The organism is Komagataeibacter oboediens (assembly GCF_003207815.1).
Taxonomy (GTDB): Bacteria; Pseudomonadota; Alphaproteobacteria; order Acetobacterales; family Acetobacteraceae; genus Komagataeibacter; species Komagataeibacter oboediens.
In genome coordinates, this window is sequence record NZ_NKTX01000009.1 from 1 (window position 1) to 15,838 (window position 15,838).

Genomic DNA, 15,838 nt, shown 5'->3' on the forward strand with positions numbered 1-15,838 from the left:
TTCGGGCTATGACGCGGGCAAGAAGGTCAAGGGCCGCAAGCGCCATATCGTGACTGATACCTGCGGCTTCCTGATCTTTCTCCTCGTTCATGCCGCCGACATCCAGGACCGTGATGGGGCCGTTGATGTTCTGGCGGCAATACGCAGGCGCTTTCCCTGGCTGCGCCACATCTTCGCTGATGGCGGCTATGCTGGCGACAAATTGCGATCCGCGCTCGCCTCCATGGGAAAATGGACGATCGAAATCATCAGGCGGTCCGATACGGCGAAGGGCTTTCAGATCCTGCCGCGCCGCTGGGTGGTTGAACGGACATTCGCCTGGCTGGGACGGTGCAGGCGGCTCGCCAAAGATTGGGAAAAGTCCATTGCTTCCTCAACCGCATGGACATTGATCGCCTCGATCCGCATGCTCACACGACGGACAGCAAGGCATTGTCAAGCTTGAAAAACTTTCGGATCGGGCTCTCAGCAGCCAGGTCAGTGAATTCCTGACAAAACCGCGCCCCTGCATTTTTCTGAATACGCATCGGGTGGAATGGCGTGGCAACCCGAATTACGAAAACTGGACCCTTGGCCCCGTTGTTTCAAGCATGGATGAATTTGCCCTTACCCTTGACAGGGCCTTCCTCACGCATGCAAATTTCCTTGATCGACAAAAAGAGTATATACGCGATACGTTCGGGTTTGCGGCTCCGGAAGATACGGCGGCCAAAGGCGCGAAATCGATTATTGACTTTTTGAGGTTAATTGGTTGAACACCGCCCATTCGCCGTTTCAAGTTACGTCTGTGGAAGTCACATTACCGGAAATGATAAGCCTCCCGACCCCCTCCGATTCTGGTTTGCCGCGTCGTTACGGCGATTTTCCGACGTTCCCGGCAGCGCTGGATTATGCCGCACAGGGCAAGAGCGGCTTCAACATCTACTCTGGCAAGGGCGTACTGCTCGAAACGCTGCCTTACAGCACGTTGCGCGAACAGGCGATCGAGACGGCCAGGCGCCTGCTGTCGCTGGGGCTGGAACCGGGTGACCGTGTCGCCATCGTCGCCGAAAGCGATGGGGATTTCGCCCGTATTTTCTTTGGCTGCCAGTATGCAGGCCTTGTTCCTGCCGCCCTGCCGCTGCCGGTCGCATTTGGCGGGCGTGAAGGTTATGTGGGCACACTGCGTGGAATGATCGAAGGGGCCGCAGCCTCCGCCGTGGTCATTGCCTCCATCATTTCATCATGGACGGATGAGATCACCGCCGGGCTGGATCTGAAATTCTCCGGCACGCCAGCGGAACTGCTGGAAACGCCCATTACGGTCGAAACGCTGCCCTCGGTCCAGCCTGATGACCTGTCCTACCTGCAGTTTTCCTCGGGCAGCACCCGTTTCCCCATGGGAATCGCGGTTACCCAGCGTTCCGGCATGGCAAATGCCCATGCCATCGCCCTGAACGGGCTGAAGGTCCGGGAAACGGGCGATCGCTGCGTATCATGGCTTCCGCTTTATCACGACATGGGTCTGGTGGGCTTTTTCCTGACCCCCATGACATGTCAACTGAGTGTCGACATGCTGCCCACCCGCGAATTCGCGCGGCGCCCGCATGTCTGGCTGGATCTGATCAGCCGCAACCGTGGCACGATTTCCTACAGCCCGTCCTTTGGCTATGAACTGTGCGCACGTCGCGCCACCTCCATCGAGCTTGACCTGTCGTCATGGCGCGTGGCGGGTATTGGCGGTGACATGATCCGCTATCATATCCTTGAGGATTTTGCCCAGCGCTTTGCCTCGGTCGGGTTTGACAGCGGCGCGTTTACCGCCAGCTATGGCATGGCCGAAGCCACGCTGGCCATGAGTTTCGCACCGCTGGGTTCGGGCATCAGGACGGATACGATCGACCTGCGCGCACTGGAAACGCGGGGCGAAGCCATTCCTTCCAATGATCCTACGCGCGCCCTGCGCACCTTTGTCATCTGCGGTGAAGTCCTGCCGCGCCATGAACTGGAAGTCCGCGATCCGCAGGGCAACGTGCTGCATGACCGCCAGATCGGGGCCGTATTCGTACGCGGCCCCAGCCTGATGCAGGGGTATTTTCGCCGCCCGCAGGAAACCGCCCGCGTGGTGGATGCCAATGGCTGGCTGAATACCGGCGACCTGGGATACATGCTGGATGGACAGGTTGTCATAACCGGCCGCGCCAAGGACCTGATCATCATCAACGGCCGCAATATCTGGCCGCAGGATCTGGAATGGTCTGCCGAGACCGAAATCAGCAGCCTGCGCAGCCGCGATGTCGCTGTCTTTTCGGTTGACGAGGATGAAGGCGAGAAAATCGTGGCACTGGTCCAGTGCCGTGCCTCTTCCCCCGAAGCGCGTGAAACACTTAAAACCGAAACAGCCAACCTGTTCCGCCGGCAGCATGGGGTGGATGTCTCCGTCATTCTGGTGCCCCCCCATACGCTGCCGCAGACGTCATCGGGCAAGCTGACGCGTGCGCGTGCAAAGGCCATGCTGCTGTCTGGTGCGTTCCAGCCGCTGGAAACATCGTCGGTTTCCGTGGCCTGATGGAGCGGAGCCGCACGGCTCCCGTCCGGTCGGGCAAGAATGTAAAGCAGGACTGGCCAAAAACCTGTTTTTCGATCATAAGACTTCCGATCAGGGGACCGATTGCAGTCCCCGCTCCCCCGGTCATGGACTGTGGGGCAGGCCATTCATGCTGATCCCCTGCCTGTAAGCAGGCAGGACATGCCATAAGGATGTAGGAATGAGTGAAACGGTAGCGAGCGTCTCCGCGCTGATCGTGAAGACGCTGCTGGCGAACCCCAAGGTTCCCCGTGATATCAATGGCAGCAGCAAGATCGTCGAGGATCTGGCCTTTGATTCACTGGCCGTCATGAATTTTGTCATGGAAATCGAGGATACCCTCGACGTTTCTGTGCCGCTTGACCGGCTGGCGGATATCCGCACGATTGATGATCTGGCGGCCTGCATCGTCTCTCTCAAGCAGGCATCCTGATACACCATGTCAATTTTCTCGAAATATGAAGGTCTCGCGTCCGCCCTGTCGGCCGTGACGGCTGGCGGCGGACGCAATCCTTTCAACGTCGTGATCGAAAAGCCCATTTCCTCCACGGTCGGGCTGATCGAAGGACGTGAGACGCTTCTGTTCGGTACCAACAACTATCTCGGGCTGAGCCAGTCCCCCGCCGCGATCGAAGCTGCGGTGGAAGCCGCCAAGGCATATGGCGTCGGCACGACCGGTTCGCGTATCGCCAATGGTACGCAGGGGCTGCACCGCCAGTTGGAAGAACGGCTGTGCGCCTTCTTCCGCCGCAGGCACTGCATGGTGTTTTCCACCGGGTATCAGGCTAATCTGGGCACGATTTCCGCGCTTGCGGGCAAGGACGACTACCTCCTGCTGGATGCGGACAGTCATGCCAGCATTTATGATGGCAGCCGCCTTGGCCATGCACAGGTCATCCGCTTCCGTCATAACGATGCCGATGACCTGCACAAACGCCTGCGCCGCCTTGAAGGGACGCCAGGATCGAAACTGATCGTGGTCGAGGGCATCTATTCCATGATGGGCGATGTCGTGCCCATGGCCGAATTCGCGGCCGTCAAGCGGGAAACCGGTGCGTGGCTGCTGGCGGATGAGGCGCATTCCGTTGGTGTAATGGGCGAACATGGCCGTGGCGTGGCGGAAGCCGACGGGGTGGAGGATGATGTCGATTTCGTTGTCGGCACCTTCTCAAAAAGCCTTGGCACGGTCGGCGGTTACTGTGTGTCCAACCACGACGGGCTGGACCTGATCCGGCTGTGTTCACGTCCCTACATGTTCACAGCATCCCTGCCGCCTGAAGTCATCGCCGCGACCATGGCCGCGCTAACGGAACTGGAAAACAGGCCGGAACTGCGTGTGCGCCTTATGGATAACGCCCGCAGGCTTCATGCCGGGCTGCAGGCTGCCGGGCTGCGCACCGGCCCGCAGGCCAGCCCTGTCGTATCCGTCATTCTGGATGATGTGGCGGTTGCGGTCGCCTTCTGGAACCGGCTGCTGGATCTGGGGGGTTACGTCAACCTCAGCCTGCCGCCCGCAACGCCTGACCAGCATCCGCTGCTGCGGACGTCCGTCATGGCGACGCACACGCCGGAGCAGATAGACAGGGCGGTCGAAATCTTCGCCGTTGTAGCGGGCGAGATGGGTATCAATCGCGCCGCCTGAAAAAACCTGCCTGCCGTAATTTCCATAACAGATACGGCAGGCAGATCAGCGGATGCCGTTCCGAAAACGGCCCCAGCGGCAGTTCAATGCCGGAATGGCGCCTGATCTTCCATGCAAGATAGCGTGCTCCGCCTTCAAACGTAAACGCGGCCTTGAACAGGCGGCTGACATTCAGCACACGGCCCAACCGGCCGCGCAGCCACCAGCCTTCACGCATGGCCTGACGCAGTTCTGGTGTCAGCCGGGGCGACAGTTCGTCCCCCGTGCACGTAAAGGGCAGGCCATCGGCCCGCCATATATCAGGTAACAGGGTCCTGTACCGCGCCTCCTGCCCCTGCAGCAGACTCCTGGGCCTGTGCCCGTTCTCGACACGCAGTTCCGCGCCATAGGTGTGCGCGAACAAGGCCAGCCAGTAATCATCCGCCGTCCCGTGTGCAGGACCCAGTGCCGCAGCCCAGCGCCCGGCCTGCGCCACCGCGCGGATGATGCAGGCCAGAATGGCATCCGCCGCCTCCGGTCCCCTCACCCATACCAGTCGCACAGGCTGGCAGAAGCGCGCCCAGACCGTCGTATCCAATGTGGCGCGCCCAGTCATGCGCCGGAACTGTGCAATCGACAGGATTGCCACCTTGGCCCGGATGACGCGTCCCTCAATCGTAATTTCGTGATATTCCACATTGGGCGGCAGGATACGGTTGGCTTCACGTGACAGCGTGCCAGCAGTCCAGTCTTCCAGCCGTTCGACAATCACATAGAAATCCAGGATACCTTCCGGGTCTGGCGCGCGCAGGGCAGACCCATAAAAAATCACACCCAGCGGCTGCGTCCCGCCCAGCAGGCGCGTCACAAACCCGGTCACAAAGGGGGCGACCGGCTGAACCAGATCATGGGCCAGCAGGTGGGCGACCCGACCGGCTGCGGCAGTGCGGTCTGAAGGACTGGACTGGGGCATGGTCACCCTTCCTTACGCGTGAATGAAATCTATCGGGGCCGTCGCGGACAGCACGATCCGGCCAGCGGGACCGGGTGAAAACACCTCCCCATCCAGTACAAAATCGGATTCCAGCAGCATTTCAATGCGGTCCTCACACCCGCTGCAATAATCCGGATCCTGTCGCAGCCATGCCGGGTGCCGTCCACGCAGCAGCGCCCATGCCGCCGCCGCCAGTCGCGAAGGCTGGCCTGCAACATGAAGGAAGTTGATGACATCGTCACGCGTGCCAGGCGCGGTCCAGAACGGCCATATGCCGTGGGGCAGATGCTGCAGCGTCGTTGACAGGAACAGAAAGCAGTTGCCCTGACGCTGGATATGCGCCCCGGCCCGCATGACAAGCGCGTTGCCGCGCATCCATTCCTGCCGGGACCGCCGTGTCAGCAGATGCGCCACCGATGACAGGAACGAAACGACAACCGCCATTTCATGCGAATAATTGTTCAGGATCGCCGGCTGGTGGGCCAGTTCGATGCCGCGCGTAAACGCGGCAGCCCCATGGAACATGCCCACGACGGGCGCGCGACCGTCTGGTTCCGGCCATTCCACAACCAGCCCGCAGCGCCTGCGCACGTTCCGACGCAGCAGGCCCGATGCGTCCAGGCGCTGCAGGTGTTCCAGCGCCTTGATGCCACGCAGCCCGAAACCGACATCCCCCGCAATCAGATTGGTATTGCCGGATGGCAGGATGGCCAGGGCAGGCAGCCTGTCCGCTGGATAATGCCGGTGGATGGCAGTCAGGACGTCACTGACGGTCCCGTCCCCTCCATCTATGACGATACAGTCGGTCCCGCGCGACGCGAATTCCGCAATATTGGCATCCAGACGGGAACGGTCAGCCGGATCAACGAAGTTTTCTCCCAGCAGATCACGGGCTGTCTGGGCGTATAAGCTCCTGTCGCCCATGTTCCGCCGGCTGCGCGGGTTATAAACAAGCGCAAATCGTCCGGTCACTGATCATTCCATCCCTGTCTGAAATTTGACTTACAGGCCATAAGCAACCATCTGCCTTCTATTGCAAGGCACGAAAAGATAGAGCGCCCTCCCGCGCACGCAGCCATAACACATGTCGACAGCGGTACCGGCAGGCATGAGGCAAGGAAAGAGGTCAGCTTGAACACCATCACCATCGCGCATTTATCCGACCCCCACCTGCCCACCGAAATGGTGCCGCCGCGCGTGGGGGAACGACTTAACAAGCGCATGTTCAGCTATTTTTCGTGGAAAGGCCGCCGCCGCCATCTCCATCGCCCGGAAATCCTGGCCAAGGTCATGGCGGATATCGCAACCTGTCCGGTCAGCATGATCGCCGTAACGGGCGACCTGACCAATATGGGCCTGCCGGGGGAATGCAGGCAGGCACGACGCTGGCTGGAGCAGATGCCTGCACCGTGTACAGTCATTCCGGGGAATCATGACACCCTTGTGTATGACAGATGGCCCCAGACCTTGGGATTGTGGCAGCCATGGATGGGCCCCCTGCCGTTTCCCTTCGTCCGGCGGGTGGGAAACGTGGCGCTGATCGGGGTCAGTTCGGCAGTACCCACACCATGGTTCATGGCGACCGGAACCGTTGGCACGCGGCAGGCAGCCCGGCTGCGCGATATCCTGCGGGACACCGGCAGGCAGGGACTGTGCCGCATCGTCATGATCCACCACCCGCCGGTATCGGGACTGGCCATACGCCGTAAATCCCTGACGGACATACAGGATTTTGACTCCTGCATCGCTGCCGAAGGTGCGGAGATGATCCTGCACGGCCATACCCATACATCGACCCTGTCCTCCCTTCCCGGTCGCATGGGACCGGTGCCGGTCGTCGGGATCGCATCGGCTTCGGCACGTTCGTGTGATCCGCTGCGCGCGGCGGGATGGAACCGTATTTCGGTCACCCCGCATGACGCGGGTTACAGCCTGCATGTCGTGCGTCGTTTCTTCATGGCTGATGCGACGACAGGCACGGGGCAGGAAACTATTTTTGACCTGCCCTCTCCATCACAGTGTGGTTCCGGTGTAAGCACGCCTGCATGAGTCGCATGTCCTTGCCACATCGGATTGTAGGGAAACTCAGTCCCAACACAATGGACCGCTACCTGCTGCGTCAGGTCGTGCCGCCCTTTGCCATTGCGCTGGGCGTGGTCATGGCGGCCCTGCTGCTGGAGCGGCTGCTGGTCCTGTTCGACCTGCTGGCGGCCAATGGCAGTTCGATGAAAACCTTCGTCGCGCTGCTCAGCGATCTCGTACCCCATTATCTGGGCCTGGCGCTGCCTGCCGCCATGTGCGTCAGCGTATTTTCCGTGATCCGGCGCATGAGCGCCAACCATGAAATCGACGCGCTGACCGCGGGCGGGGTGTCGATCTTCCGCATATGCCAGCCCTTTGTCCTGACGGGGGCCATATTCGGCCTGCTGGCCTTTTCGCTGTATGGGTTCATACAGCCATACGCGCGTTACGATTACCGCTCGGCCTTCTATTTCGCCAGCCATGCGGGCTGGACGCCGCATCTGCAGTCCAAGATGTTCGCGGAATCGGACAATATCCTGCTGACGGCGGAAACGGTCGATCACGCCGGATCGCGCCTGTGGAATGTCTTTATCCGCGACCAGACGGACAAGGCGCATGTCCGCCTTATTTCTGCACAGAAAGGATATATCTATATCCCCGCGGATGGTTCGAAGATACGCCTTGACCTGGTCGATGGCACGATCGTGACGGACAGCGCCGACAAGTCTCCCTCCATTACGGAGTTCACGCGTACCACCCGCCTCATCTCGCCCGAAGCCAAGCTGGATGACGAAGCCTATCGCCGCCGTGGTGAAACAGAACGTGAACTGACCGTGCCGGAGCTGTATTACGGCATACGGCACGGCAACCCGTCCATCAGCCATTCCTACATGATTGCCGAACTGCATTTCCGTCTGGCCCGTACGGCGGCGATCCCGTTCATCCCCATCCTTGCCTGTGCACTGGCCGGCGTGCGCAAGCGGCAGAAGGGCAACCCCGGCCTTGCCATCGCCGCGATCACGCTGGTCGGCTTTGACCATACGCTGCAGATGGGAATGAGTTTTGTCGCCAACATGCATACGTCCCCGCTGCTGGTGATCTGGCTGCCCACGCTGGCATTCGCCGTGATCTGCGTCTGCATGCTGATCCATCAGGCAGGTGGCATCCGTGTCCTGCTGACCCGTGGTCCCGCCCTGCCGCCGCGCGAACTGTCGGCCGATGGGCTCCCGCGCCGCATTACGGAAGCCGGAGCATGAAATTCCGGCTACGCCTGGCCAGCGGCACGGTCCTGCTGGGCTACCTGTCGCGTGAACTGCTGTCCAAGGTGATGACAACCACCATTATCGTGGTGGCACTTATGGAAATCCTGGCGCTGCTGGAGCAGGTGACGGAAATCATGCACCGCCACCTTGGCCTGACGGGGGTGCTGTACTACGCGGTGATGCATATGCCGCTGCTGTTTGGCAACGCCATGCCCATTGCCGTGCTGATCGGCACGCTGCTGACGCTGCTGCAACTGACTACGTCGAACGAGATTTCGATCATGCGCGCAGCCGGCCTGTCCACGCCGGGACTGATCAAGCTGCTGCTGCCCACTGTCATCGCCCTGGGCGTTCTGTGCGGCATTGTCGATGACCAGGTCACCCCCAGAACGGAACAGGCCCTGGCGCAATGGTGGAACGCCACGTCCCCCAATGCGCCGAACGACTGGCACAACTACTGGATCAGGGCGAACAATGACCTGATAAACGTAAACTTTCTCAGTGCTGGCGGCGCGATGATGAAGCAGGTGACCGTCTATCACCGCGATCACCGCAACCTGCTGCAGAAAGTCACGACGCTGGCTGATGTGCACTATATTCACGGTCGCTGGTATGGTACGCCGACCCGCATCCTCAGCGTGGTCAGCCCCACGCGCGTGGACCTGCTGGATACCCCGCCCGGGCAGAGCATACGTCTGGACTGGCCTGCGTCCCTGACGCCGGGATACCTCATCCAGTTGACGGTCAGCTATACACAGTCCATCAACACAATGCTGGAGGAACAGCGCGGCGCGCTGCCTTCCAGCCAGTCCCCGTCCTTTTTCCTGACGGAAATACTGGGACGCATCATGTTACCCGTGACGTTCACGGTAATGCTGTTACTGGCCGTGCCGGTGGTCTATATCCCACCGCGGGCCGGAACGCGCAGTTGGCTGCCAATCTGGTGTCTGGGCGCGGGCCTGCTATTTATCGTATTTCAGGGGCTATTGCGCGCACTGGGAAATGCGGGAACATTGCCCTCGCTTATGGCGATATTCGTCGGGATCCTGATTTTCATCCTTGGCGTCATCACCGTGCTACTGAGGATCGAAGAGCGATGATTACGAATACCCTCAAAAACAGTTCCATCCGAACAGGACGCAGTTTCGACCTGGGCAAGATGAACCTGCGTCAGCTCTGGATTGCCTACCTGACCTACCCCACCATCCTGCTGTATTTTGCGCTGGCAATCGCCAGTTATGCGTTGATGGTCTATAATTTCACGTCGCTGGCACCGGTTGCGATCAGCATAGTGTCCGTCATACTGGTCTACCCGCTGGTGTGGTACGCCATTCATCGCTTCATCCTGCATGGACGGTTTCTCTATCGCATGAAATGGAGCGCCACGCTGTGGAAGCGCATCCACTTCGATCACCACCAGGATCCCCACCTGCTTGATGTGCTGTTCGGTTCCCCGCTGAACACCATTCCCACGATCGCCATCGTCACCATTCCCATCGGTTATGCCATTGGCGGCACGGCAGGGGCGGCGGCGGCCTTTGGCGCGGGGCTGACCATTACGTGCATCTATGAATTCTTCCACTGCATCCAGCACCTGAACTACAAGCCGCGTATGGGCTGGATCCAGCGGATGAAGCAGCGCCACGTACTGCATCACTTCCATAACGAAAACGGCAATTACGGCATTACCAGCTTTGTGGCGGACCGCCTGTTCCGTAGCTATTACACCGATGCCCGTGGGTGCCCCCGCAGCCCGACGGTGTTCAACCTTGGTTATGACGTGAAAGAGGCCAAGCAGTATCCATGGGTAATGGAGGAAACCGGTTCCCCCCCGCGTGACCGGCCTGATGGCGCAAACACCATCCGTAACGCGGCGTGAACGCGCAGATGGGACTGAATGTTCTCATACTGGCGGGCAGTCGGCCGGGTCGTCCCGACCCCATGGCGCAGGCGGCAGGGATTTCCCACAAGGCCATGCTGCCGGTATGCGGCATTCCCATGATCAATCGGGTCATTAGGGCCCTGCAGGCGGTCGAAGGCATCGGCAGGATTGCCGTCTGTATCGAACGGCCTGAGGTGCTCTCCGGTGCCGTCCCGGACAATGTGACCTTCATTCCCCCCGCAGCAGGCCCCAGCGCCAGTGTCATGCGGGCGCTGGACACGCTGGGCACGCCCCTGCTGGTCACCACTGCCGACCATGCCCTGCTGCAACCAGGCTGGGTCCACGCCTTCGTGCAGGGGGCGCAGGACAGTGGCTGTGACGTCGCCGCCGGAATCGCGATGGAGCCGGATATCCTGCGCGATGTGCCAGGCACCAGACGCACCATGATCCGGCTGGCGGATGGCGCGTTTTCGGGCTGCAACATGTTCCTGTTCCGTACGCCGGCCGCCGGTGGCGTAATCCGGCTGTGGCAGAAACTGGAAGCCGACCGCAAGCACCCGTTCAGGATGGCGCGCACCCTGGGGGCGGGAATCCTGCTGCGGTTCGTCCTTCGTCGCCTGACGCGGGCAGATGTCTGCCGACGCATCGGGCAACTGTCACATGCGCGGGTCGTCATGGTTCCACTGCCGGACGGGCGTGCCGCGGTCGATGTGGATAAACCCGCCGACCTGGAACTGGTGACCCGGCTGCTCTCCGCCCCCCCGGCCGCCTGACCGGTCCGGACGGCCCATGCCCCGCCCGCCCGCGCCACAGGTCCAGTCCGCCATCCGCACCGGCGCAAACCGGATGTGCAGGCTGCATGGCTGGGCGGTGCTGCATGAATTCAGCCTGCCGGACCGCAGGCGCGCCGATATCATGGCCCTGACGCCCAAAGGCCATTTCATCTGTATCGAGATCAAATCCGGACTGCCCGATTTCCGTGCCGACCAGAAATGGCAGGATTACGTGCAGTGGTGCGACCAGATGTATTTTGCCGTCAATCAGGACTTTCCCCAGGCCGTTCTGCCACAGGACACCGGCCTGATCATGGCCGCGACGGATCACGGCGTGGACGGGATGGCTGCCTGTGTTGACTGTGCCATCCTCCGTCCCTCCCCGCTGGCCACGCTGGCCCCTGCGCGACGAAAGCAACTTACGTTACAGTTTGCCATGCAGGCCGCTGAACGGTTAGGCAGGATGGAAACGCCCCAAGTGGACCGCGCGGTGAAAACGGCGTTACGCGTGGACTAGGATTTTCATACCCCAAAAGAAAGCTACCCCATGACACAGGCCATTCTGACCCGTTTTGAAGCCGCCCGCTCGGTGGTACGTGATGCCGCGGACCTCGCCATGAAAATGCGCCCGGCGCCCGGCGGCCCCAAGGGCACGCAGAAAAGCGCGCAGGACTGGCTGACGGAAACCGACGGCGCGGTGGAGGCCTTCATATCCGAACGAATCGGCATGCTGTTCCCCGAAGACGGCTTCCAGGGCGAGGAGGAAGGTCGCACCCGCACCGGCACCCTGCGCTGGGTGGTGGACCCGATTGATGGCACATCCAATTACGCGCGCGGTCGCAACCGATGGTGCATCTCGCTCGGCCTGATGGATGGCGACATGCCTGTTGCCGGCATTATCGAAGCCCCCATGCTGGGCGAAACCTATACGGCGGTGCGTGGGCATGGCGCGTTCCTCAACGGTCAGCGCATCCATGCATCCCCGGTTACCGACACCGCATCCTCCCTGATCGAGATGGGATGGAGCAACCGCGTGCCCCCCGGCGTATTCCAGCAGAAGATCGACGCGATCCTGAACCTTGGCGCCATGCCGCGGTCGGGCGGGTCCGGTGCCATCGCCCTGGCAGAAGTCGCGTGCGGGCGTCAGGACGGGTATCTGGAAATCTGCATCAACCTGTGGGATGTGGCCGCGGCCCTCGTGCTGCTGGATGAAGCCGGGGCGCGTGTATCGCCCTTCCTGCGCGACGGCGGACTGACGGGAGGCGTCTGTATTCTGGCAGCCGCACCGGGCATTGCCGATGCACTGTCGAACGCAGTCGGGGTCTCCCTTAAATAACCGCAATATATGGCTGTATCGTGCCACATGGGCTTGCCTTATGGACCATGATTCAGCCATGAAAACGGACCACTCCAAGGCACGGGCCGTTTTGGTGGATCTGCCGTTACGAATCGGAAAGGGAGCATGGGTTTGCACAAGTTTCATCTCATCAGGACATCACTCGCCACCCTGGCCCTGATGATACCGCTGCACACGGCCATGGCCGCCAGCATGGAAGAAGAACAGAGCCTGGTGGACCGCGCCACCTTGACCGTTCGTGACATGTTTTCCACCGCAACTGCAGGCAGCAAGGTGACCCGTTACCTTGCCGAAGCGCGCGGGGTCATTGTCTGCCCGTCCGTCTTCCGTATGTCGATCGCCTTTGGCGGCGGCGGGGGGGGCTGTGTTTTCCTGACGCGTGATGCGCATGGATCATGGTCCGACCCGGCGTTCTACCGTATGTCGTCGGCCAATTTCGGCCTCCAGCTGGGCATGCAGGATGTCGAGGTCATGCTGTTCGTCATGACTGACGATGGCGTGCAGTCCCTGCTGGACAGCCAGATGAAGCTGAGCGCGGATGTCGGCACGTCATTCGCGTCCTCCGGGTCCGGACTGGAAAGCGGCACGGCGGGCGAGCACAATACCAGCATCAAGGGCGTACAGAAATCCAAGGGGCTGTTTGCCGGTGCGGCCCTTGGCGGGTCCAAGATGCGGGTCAACAGTGCCGCCAACCGGGCCTATTACAACCAGATTGTCGGGCCGGAAGATATCGTGGTCTCCATGCGCGTCAACAACTCCGGCGCGGACCCGCTGCGCTCTGCCCTGAGTGAAGTCCTGACCACGGCCCAGAGCCGCCCGGACAAGACCAGCGGCCAGACCACCACCACGAATACCACCACCCAGACACAGCCTGTCGCCACGGCCCCGTCCGGATCGGTCAGCAGCCAGAGCCTGCCGCCCCAGTAACAGCCATCGCAATAGCCAGACAGCCCCCCTTACCGGGGGGCAACTGCCTGCACACGCCTGCCGGCCCGATATGCGGATACATTGCGGTTATGATCCCCCAGCGTCGCCGCAAAATCGTGGCCACCTTGGCCGTTCGCCACAAAATACAACTGATCACCAGGCGCCGGGTGGGCTGCCGCCTGTAGCGCAGCCTGCCCCGGTGAACAGATGGGCCCCGGCGGCAACCCCGCAATCACATACGTATTATAAGCCGTAGGCTGCATAAGGTCGGCATGTGACAGGGCATGGCCCAATGGTCCGGCCCCCTGATTCAGCCCATACACCACGGTCGGGTCGGATTGCAGTTTCATGCCCTGATGCAGGCGGTTCAGGAATACGCGCGCCACCATTGGTCGTTCCGCCGGGTTTCCTGTCTCCCGTTCGATCATGGATGCCAGAACCAGCAGGTCCTGGCGGTTCATGATGGTGGGGTCCACGTCCCGCCCCTCCCATGCCTGATCCAGCGCACGATCCATGGCATGCTGCATGCGGGACAGCATCTGCGCCCGCGGCATGCCCCATTCATAATCATAGGTCAGCGGCATGACCGACCCTTCAGCAGGAAACGGAAAGCTGCCATCCATATACGGTGCATGTTCCAGCAGGTTTGCAATCTGGATCGCGGACAGGCCTTCGGGCACCGTCAGCCTGTGCACCACCGGCCTGCCATGACGCAGCACGAACAACGTCTGCTGTATGGACGCATGAGCGGGGAAAACCAGTTCGGCAGCATGAAATGCCCCATCCACGCGGGTCAGGGCCGTTGCGGCTTCAAACACGTTCCGGGTCAGCACCCCGGTATCCAGAACGCCCGCCTGCTGCAATGTCAGCAGGACCTGTTCCGTGCCACCGTGCGGAATGACGACCGTACGCTCTTCAATCAGGGGACCGGGGGCTTCATACTGTCGCACCCCGACAAAGACGATACCCAGAGCAGACACGACCAGCACCAGAAATACCAGTCCAAGTGCAGCCAGAACCCTGCGCACGCCCTCTCCTTACTCCTGAGATGTTCCTGAAATGAAAAGGGCGCCTGCAGGCGCCCCGGTTTCACACGCCGCGCAGGATCACGCTGGCATTGGTTCCGCCAAACCCGAAACTGTTGGACAGGATCGTATCGATCCTGCGTTCCTGTGCCGTGTGCGCAATCCGGTCGATCACGCTTTCACGCGACGGATTATCCAGATTGAGCGTTGGCGGCGCGACATTGTCGCGAATGGCCAGGATGGAATAGATCGCTTCCACAGCACCAGCCGCTCCCAGAAGGTGCCCCGTGGCAGATTTGGTGGACGACATGGCCAGATTGCGCGCGTCATCACCAAACAGGCGTTCAACCGCGTCAAGTTCCAGGTCATCGGCCATGGTTGATGTGCCATGGGCGTTGACATACTGGATATCAGCAGGCGTCAGGCCCGCGCTGCGCATGGCGTTCTGCATGGCGCGGAAGGCACCTTCATGCCCTGCTGCCGGGGCCGTGATATGGTGCGCGTCACCAGACATACCGTAGCCGATGACCTCGGCATAGATCTTGGCGCCACGAGCCTTGGCGTGTTCGTATTCTTCCAGCACCACGATACCGGCACCTTCACCCATCACGAAACCGTCGCGGTCACGGTCCCACGGACGGGATGCCTTTTCCGGGGTATCGTTAAAATGGGTGGACAGCGCCTTGGCGGAGCAGAAACCCGCAATGCCCAGAGGGCACACGGCGGCTTCGGCGCCACCGGCAACCATGACGTCCGCATCCCCCAGCATGATCATGCGGGCCGCGTCGCCAATGGCATGCACACCCGTGGCGCAGGCCGTAACAACCGAATGGTTCGGTCCCTTGAATCCGTATTTGATGGAGACATGCCCCGAGACCAGATTGATCAGGGCGGACGGAATGAAGAAAGGCGACAGGCGACGCGCCCGCCCTTCCTTCACCGTCACGGATGCCTCGTAAATGGTCTGTAGACCACCGATACCCGCGCCAATCATGACGCCGGTGCGGCAGCGGTCTTCTTCCGATTCCGGCTTCCAGCCCGAATCCTCGACCGCCTCGGTCGCGGCGACAAGACCAAGATGGATGAAACGATCCATCTTTTTCTGGTCCTTGACCGGTACCCAGTCCGAAAGGGTCAGGCCGCCACTTTCCGTTGGCCCCGCGGGCACTTCACCCGCAACCTGTGCCGGCAGGTCGGACGCGTCGAACGAAGAAATGCGGCCAAAGCCGTTTTCCCCGGCCACAAGGCGTGACCAGTTCCGCTCCACACCCAGTCCGAGAGGGCTGACAATGCCCATACCGGTTACGACAACGCGCCGCTGTCCAGACGTTAATCCGGTAGACTGCATCAACCCGTCCTGCTCCTGAAAGTAACGATACCTGACTGAATTCGTGTAATTATGATCGGAA

At 61.0% G+C, this 15,838-nt stretch carries 16 protein-coding genes and 1 pseudogene; 13 read left to right on the forward strand and 4 right to left on the reverse strand.

Annotated elements, in window-relative coordinates; all coding sequences use genetic code 11:
- The 5 genes and pseudogenes from CFR80_RS06390 to spt all read left to right on the forward strand — a co-directional run.
- Positions 1–445 (forward strand): annotated as a pseudogene (locus CFR80_RS06390) (IS5-like element ISGdi1 family transposase); the annotation flags it as partial.
- An 85-nt stretch (positions 446–530) separates the two neighbouring features.
- Positions 531–755: a hypothetical protein gene (locus CFR80_RS06395; protein WP_258367741.1), complete on the forward strand. Its 225-nt coding sequence runs from the start codon at positions 531–533 to the stop codon at positions 753–755.
- A 53-nt stretch (positions 756–808) separates the two neighbouring features.
- Entirely contained in the window at positions 809–2,548 is a 1,740-nt protein-coding gene (locus tag CFR80_RS06400) for a fatty acyl-AMP ligase (protein ID WP_181418172.1), read from the forward strand.
- A gap of 199 nt (positions 2,549–2,747) precedes the next feature.
- Positions 2,748–2,999 (forward strand): acyl carrier protein, encoded by a 252-nt coding sequence (locus CFR80_RS06405; protein ID WP_007400085.1) that lies wholly within the window; start codon positions 2,748–2,750, stop codon positions 2,997–2,999.
- A gap of 6 nt (positions 3,000–3,005) precedes the next feature.
- Positions 3,006–4,208, forward strand: a complete 1,203-nt coding sequence (gene spt, locus CFR80_RS06410; RefSeq protein WP_110507185.1) for a serine palmitoyltransferase — start codon at positions 3,006–3,008, stop codon at positions 4,206–4,208.
- Here the strand turns inward: spt and CFR80_RS06415 are convergent.
- Together CFR80_RS06415 and CFR80_RS06420 are read right to left on the reverse strand one after the other, a co-directional pair.
- A complete protein-coding gene (locus tag CFR80_RS06415; RefSeq protein ID WP_010514513.1) occupies positions 4,192–5,160 on the reverse strand; it encodes a protein-tyrosine phosphatase family protein in 969 nt (322 codons plus the stop codon). The two genes, spt and CFR80_RS06415, sit on opposite strands and share 17 nt — an antisense overlap.
- Positions 5,161–5,172: 12 nt before the next feature.
- Positions 5,173–6,153: a diacylglycerol/lipid kinase family protein gene (locus tag CFR80_RS06420; protein ID WP_010514514.1), complete on the reverse strand. Its 981-nt coding sequence runs from the start codon at positions 6,151–6,153 to the stop codon at positions 5,173–5,175.
- Between the two features lie 159 nt (positions 6,154–6,312).
- Between CFR80_RS06420 and CFR80_RS06425 the strand changes: the two genes are divergently transcribed.
- From CFR80_RS06425 to CFR80_RS06460, 8 genes are all read left to right on the forward strand, one after another.
- Positions 6,313–7,230, forward strand: a complete 918-nt coding sequence (locus tag CFR80_RS06425; protein WP_010514515.1) for a metallophosphoesterase family protein — start codon at positions 6,313–6,315, stop codon at positions 7,228–7,230.
- A complete protein-coding gene (locus CFR80_RS06430; protein WP_029329485.1) occupies positions 7,227–8,459 on the forward strand; it encodes an LptF/LptG family permease in 1,233 nt (410 codons plus the stop codon). Before CFR80_RS06425 ends, CFR80_RS06430 begins: the two co-directional genes overlap by 4 nt.
- Entirely contained in the window at positions 8,456–9,565 is a 1,110-nt protein-coding gene (locus CFR80_RS06435; RefSeq protein ID WP_010514517.1) for an LptF/LptG family permease, read from the forward strand. Before CFR80_RS06430 ends, CFR80_RS06435 begins: the two co-directional genes overlap by 4 nt.
- Positions 9,562–10,344 carry a sterol desaturase family protein gene (locus tag CFR80_RS06440; RefSeq protein WP_110507186.1) on the forward strand — a complete coding sequence of 261 codons (783 nt, stop codon included), beginning with the start codon at positions 9,562–9,564 and terminating at the stop codon, positions 10,342–10,344. Before CFR80_RS06435 ends, CFR80_RS06440 begins: the two co-directional genes overlap by 4 nt.
- Positions 10,345–10,352: 8 nt before the next feature.
- A complete protein-coding gene (locus CFR80_RS06445) occupies positions 10,353–11,120 on the forward strand; it encodes a nucleotidyltransferase family protein (RefSeq protein ID WP_029329487.1) in 768 nt (255 codons plus the stop codon).
- A 16-nt stretch (positions 11,121–11,136) separates the two neighbouring features.
- Positions 11,137–11,637, forward strand: coding sequence for an MmcB family DNA repair protein (locus CFR80_RS06450; RefSeq protein WP_010514520.1), 501 nt, complete (start codon positions 11,137–11,139; stop codon positions 11,635–11,637).
- Positions 11,638–11,667: 30 nt separating this feature from the next.
- The gene (locus CFR80_RS06455) at positions 11,668–12,456 is read left to right on the forward strand and encodes an inositol monophosphatase family protein (protein WP_010514521.1); all 789 of its coding nucleotides are present in this window, start codon (positions 11,668–11,670) and stop codon (positions 12,454–12,456) included.
- Between the two features lie 126 nt (positions 12,457–12,582).
- Positions 12,583–13,404, forward strand: a complete 822-nt coding sequence (locus CFR80_RS06460) for a lipid-binding SYLF domain-containing protein (RefSeq protein ID WP_010514522.1) — start codon at positions 12,583–12,585, stop codon at positions 13,402–13,404.
- Positions 13,405–13,433: 29 nt separating this feature from the next.
- Here CFR80_RS06460 and mltG read toward each other — a convergent pair whose 3' ends face one another.
- Both mltG and fabF read right to left on the reverse strand, forming a co-directional pair.
- Complete coding sequence (mltG, locus tag CFR80_RS06465; protein WP_010514523.1) at positions 13,434–14,432, reverse strand: endolytic transglycosylase MltG; 999 nt, start codon at positions 14,430–14,432, stop codon at positions 13,434–13,436.
- A gap of 61 nt (positions 14,433–14,493) precedes the next feature.
- Entirely contained in the window at positions 14,494–15,777 is a 1,284-nt protein-coding gene (fabF, locus tag CFR80_RS06470; protein ID WP_083819088.1) for a beta-ketoacyl-ACP synthase II, read from the reverse strand.
- Between the last annotated feature and the right edge of the window lie 61 nt (positions 15,778–15,838).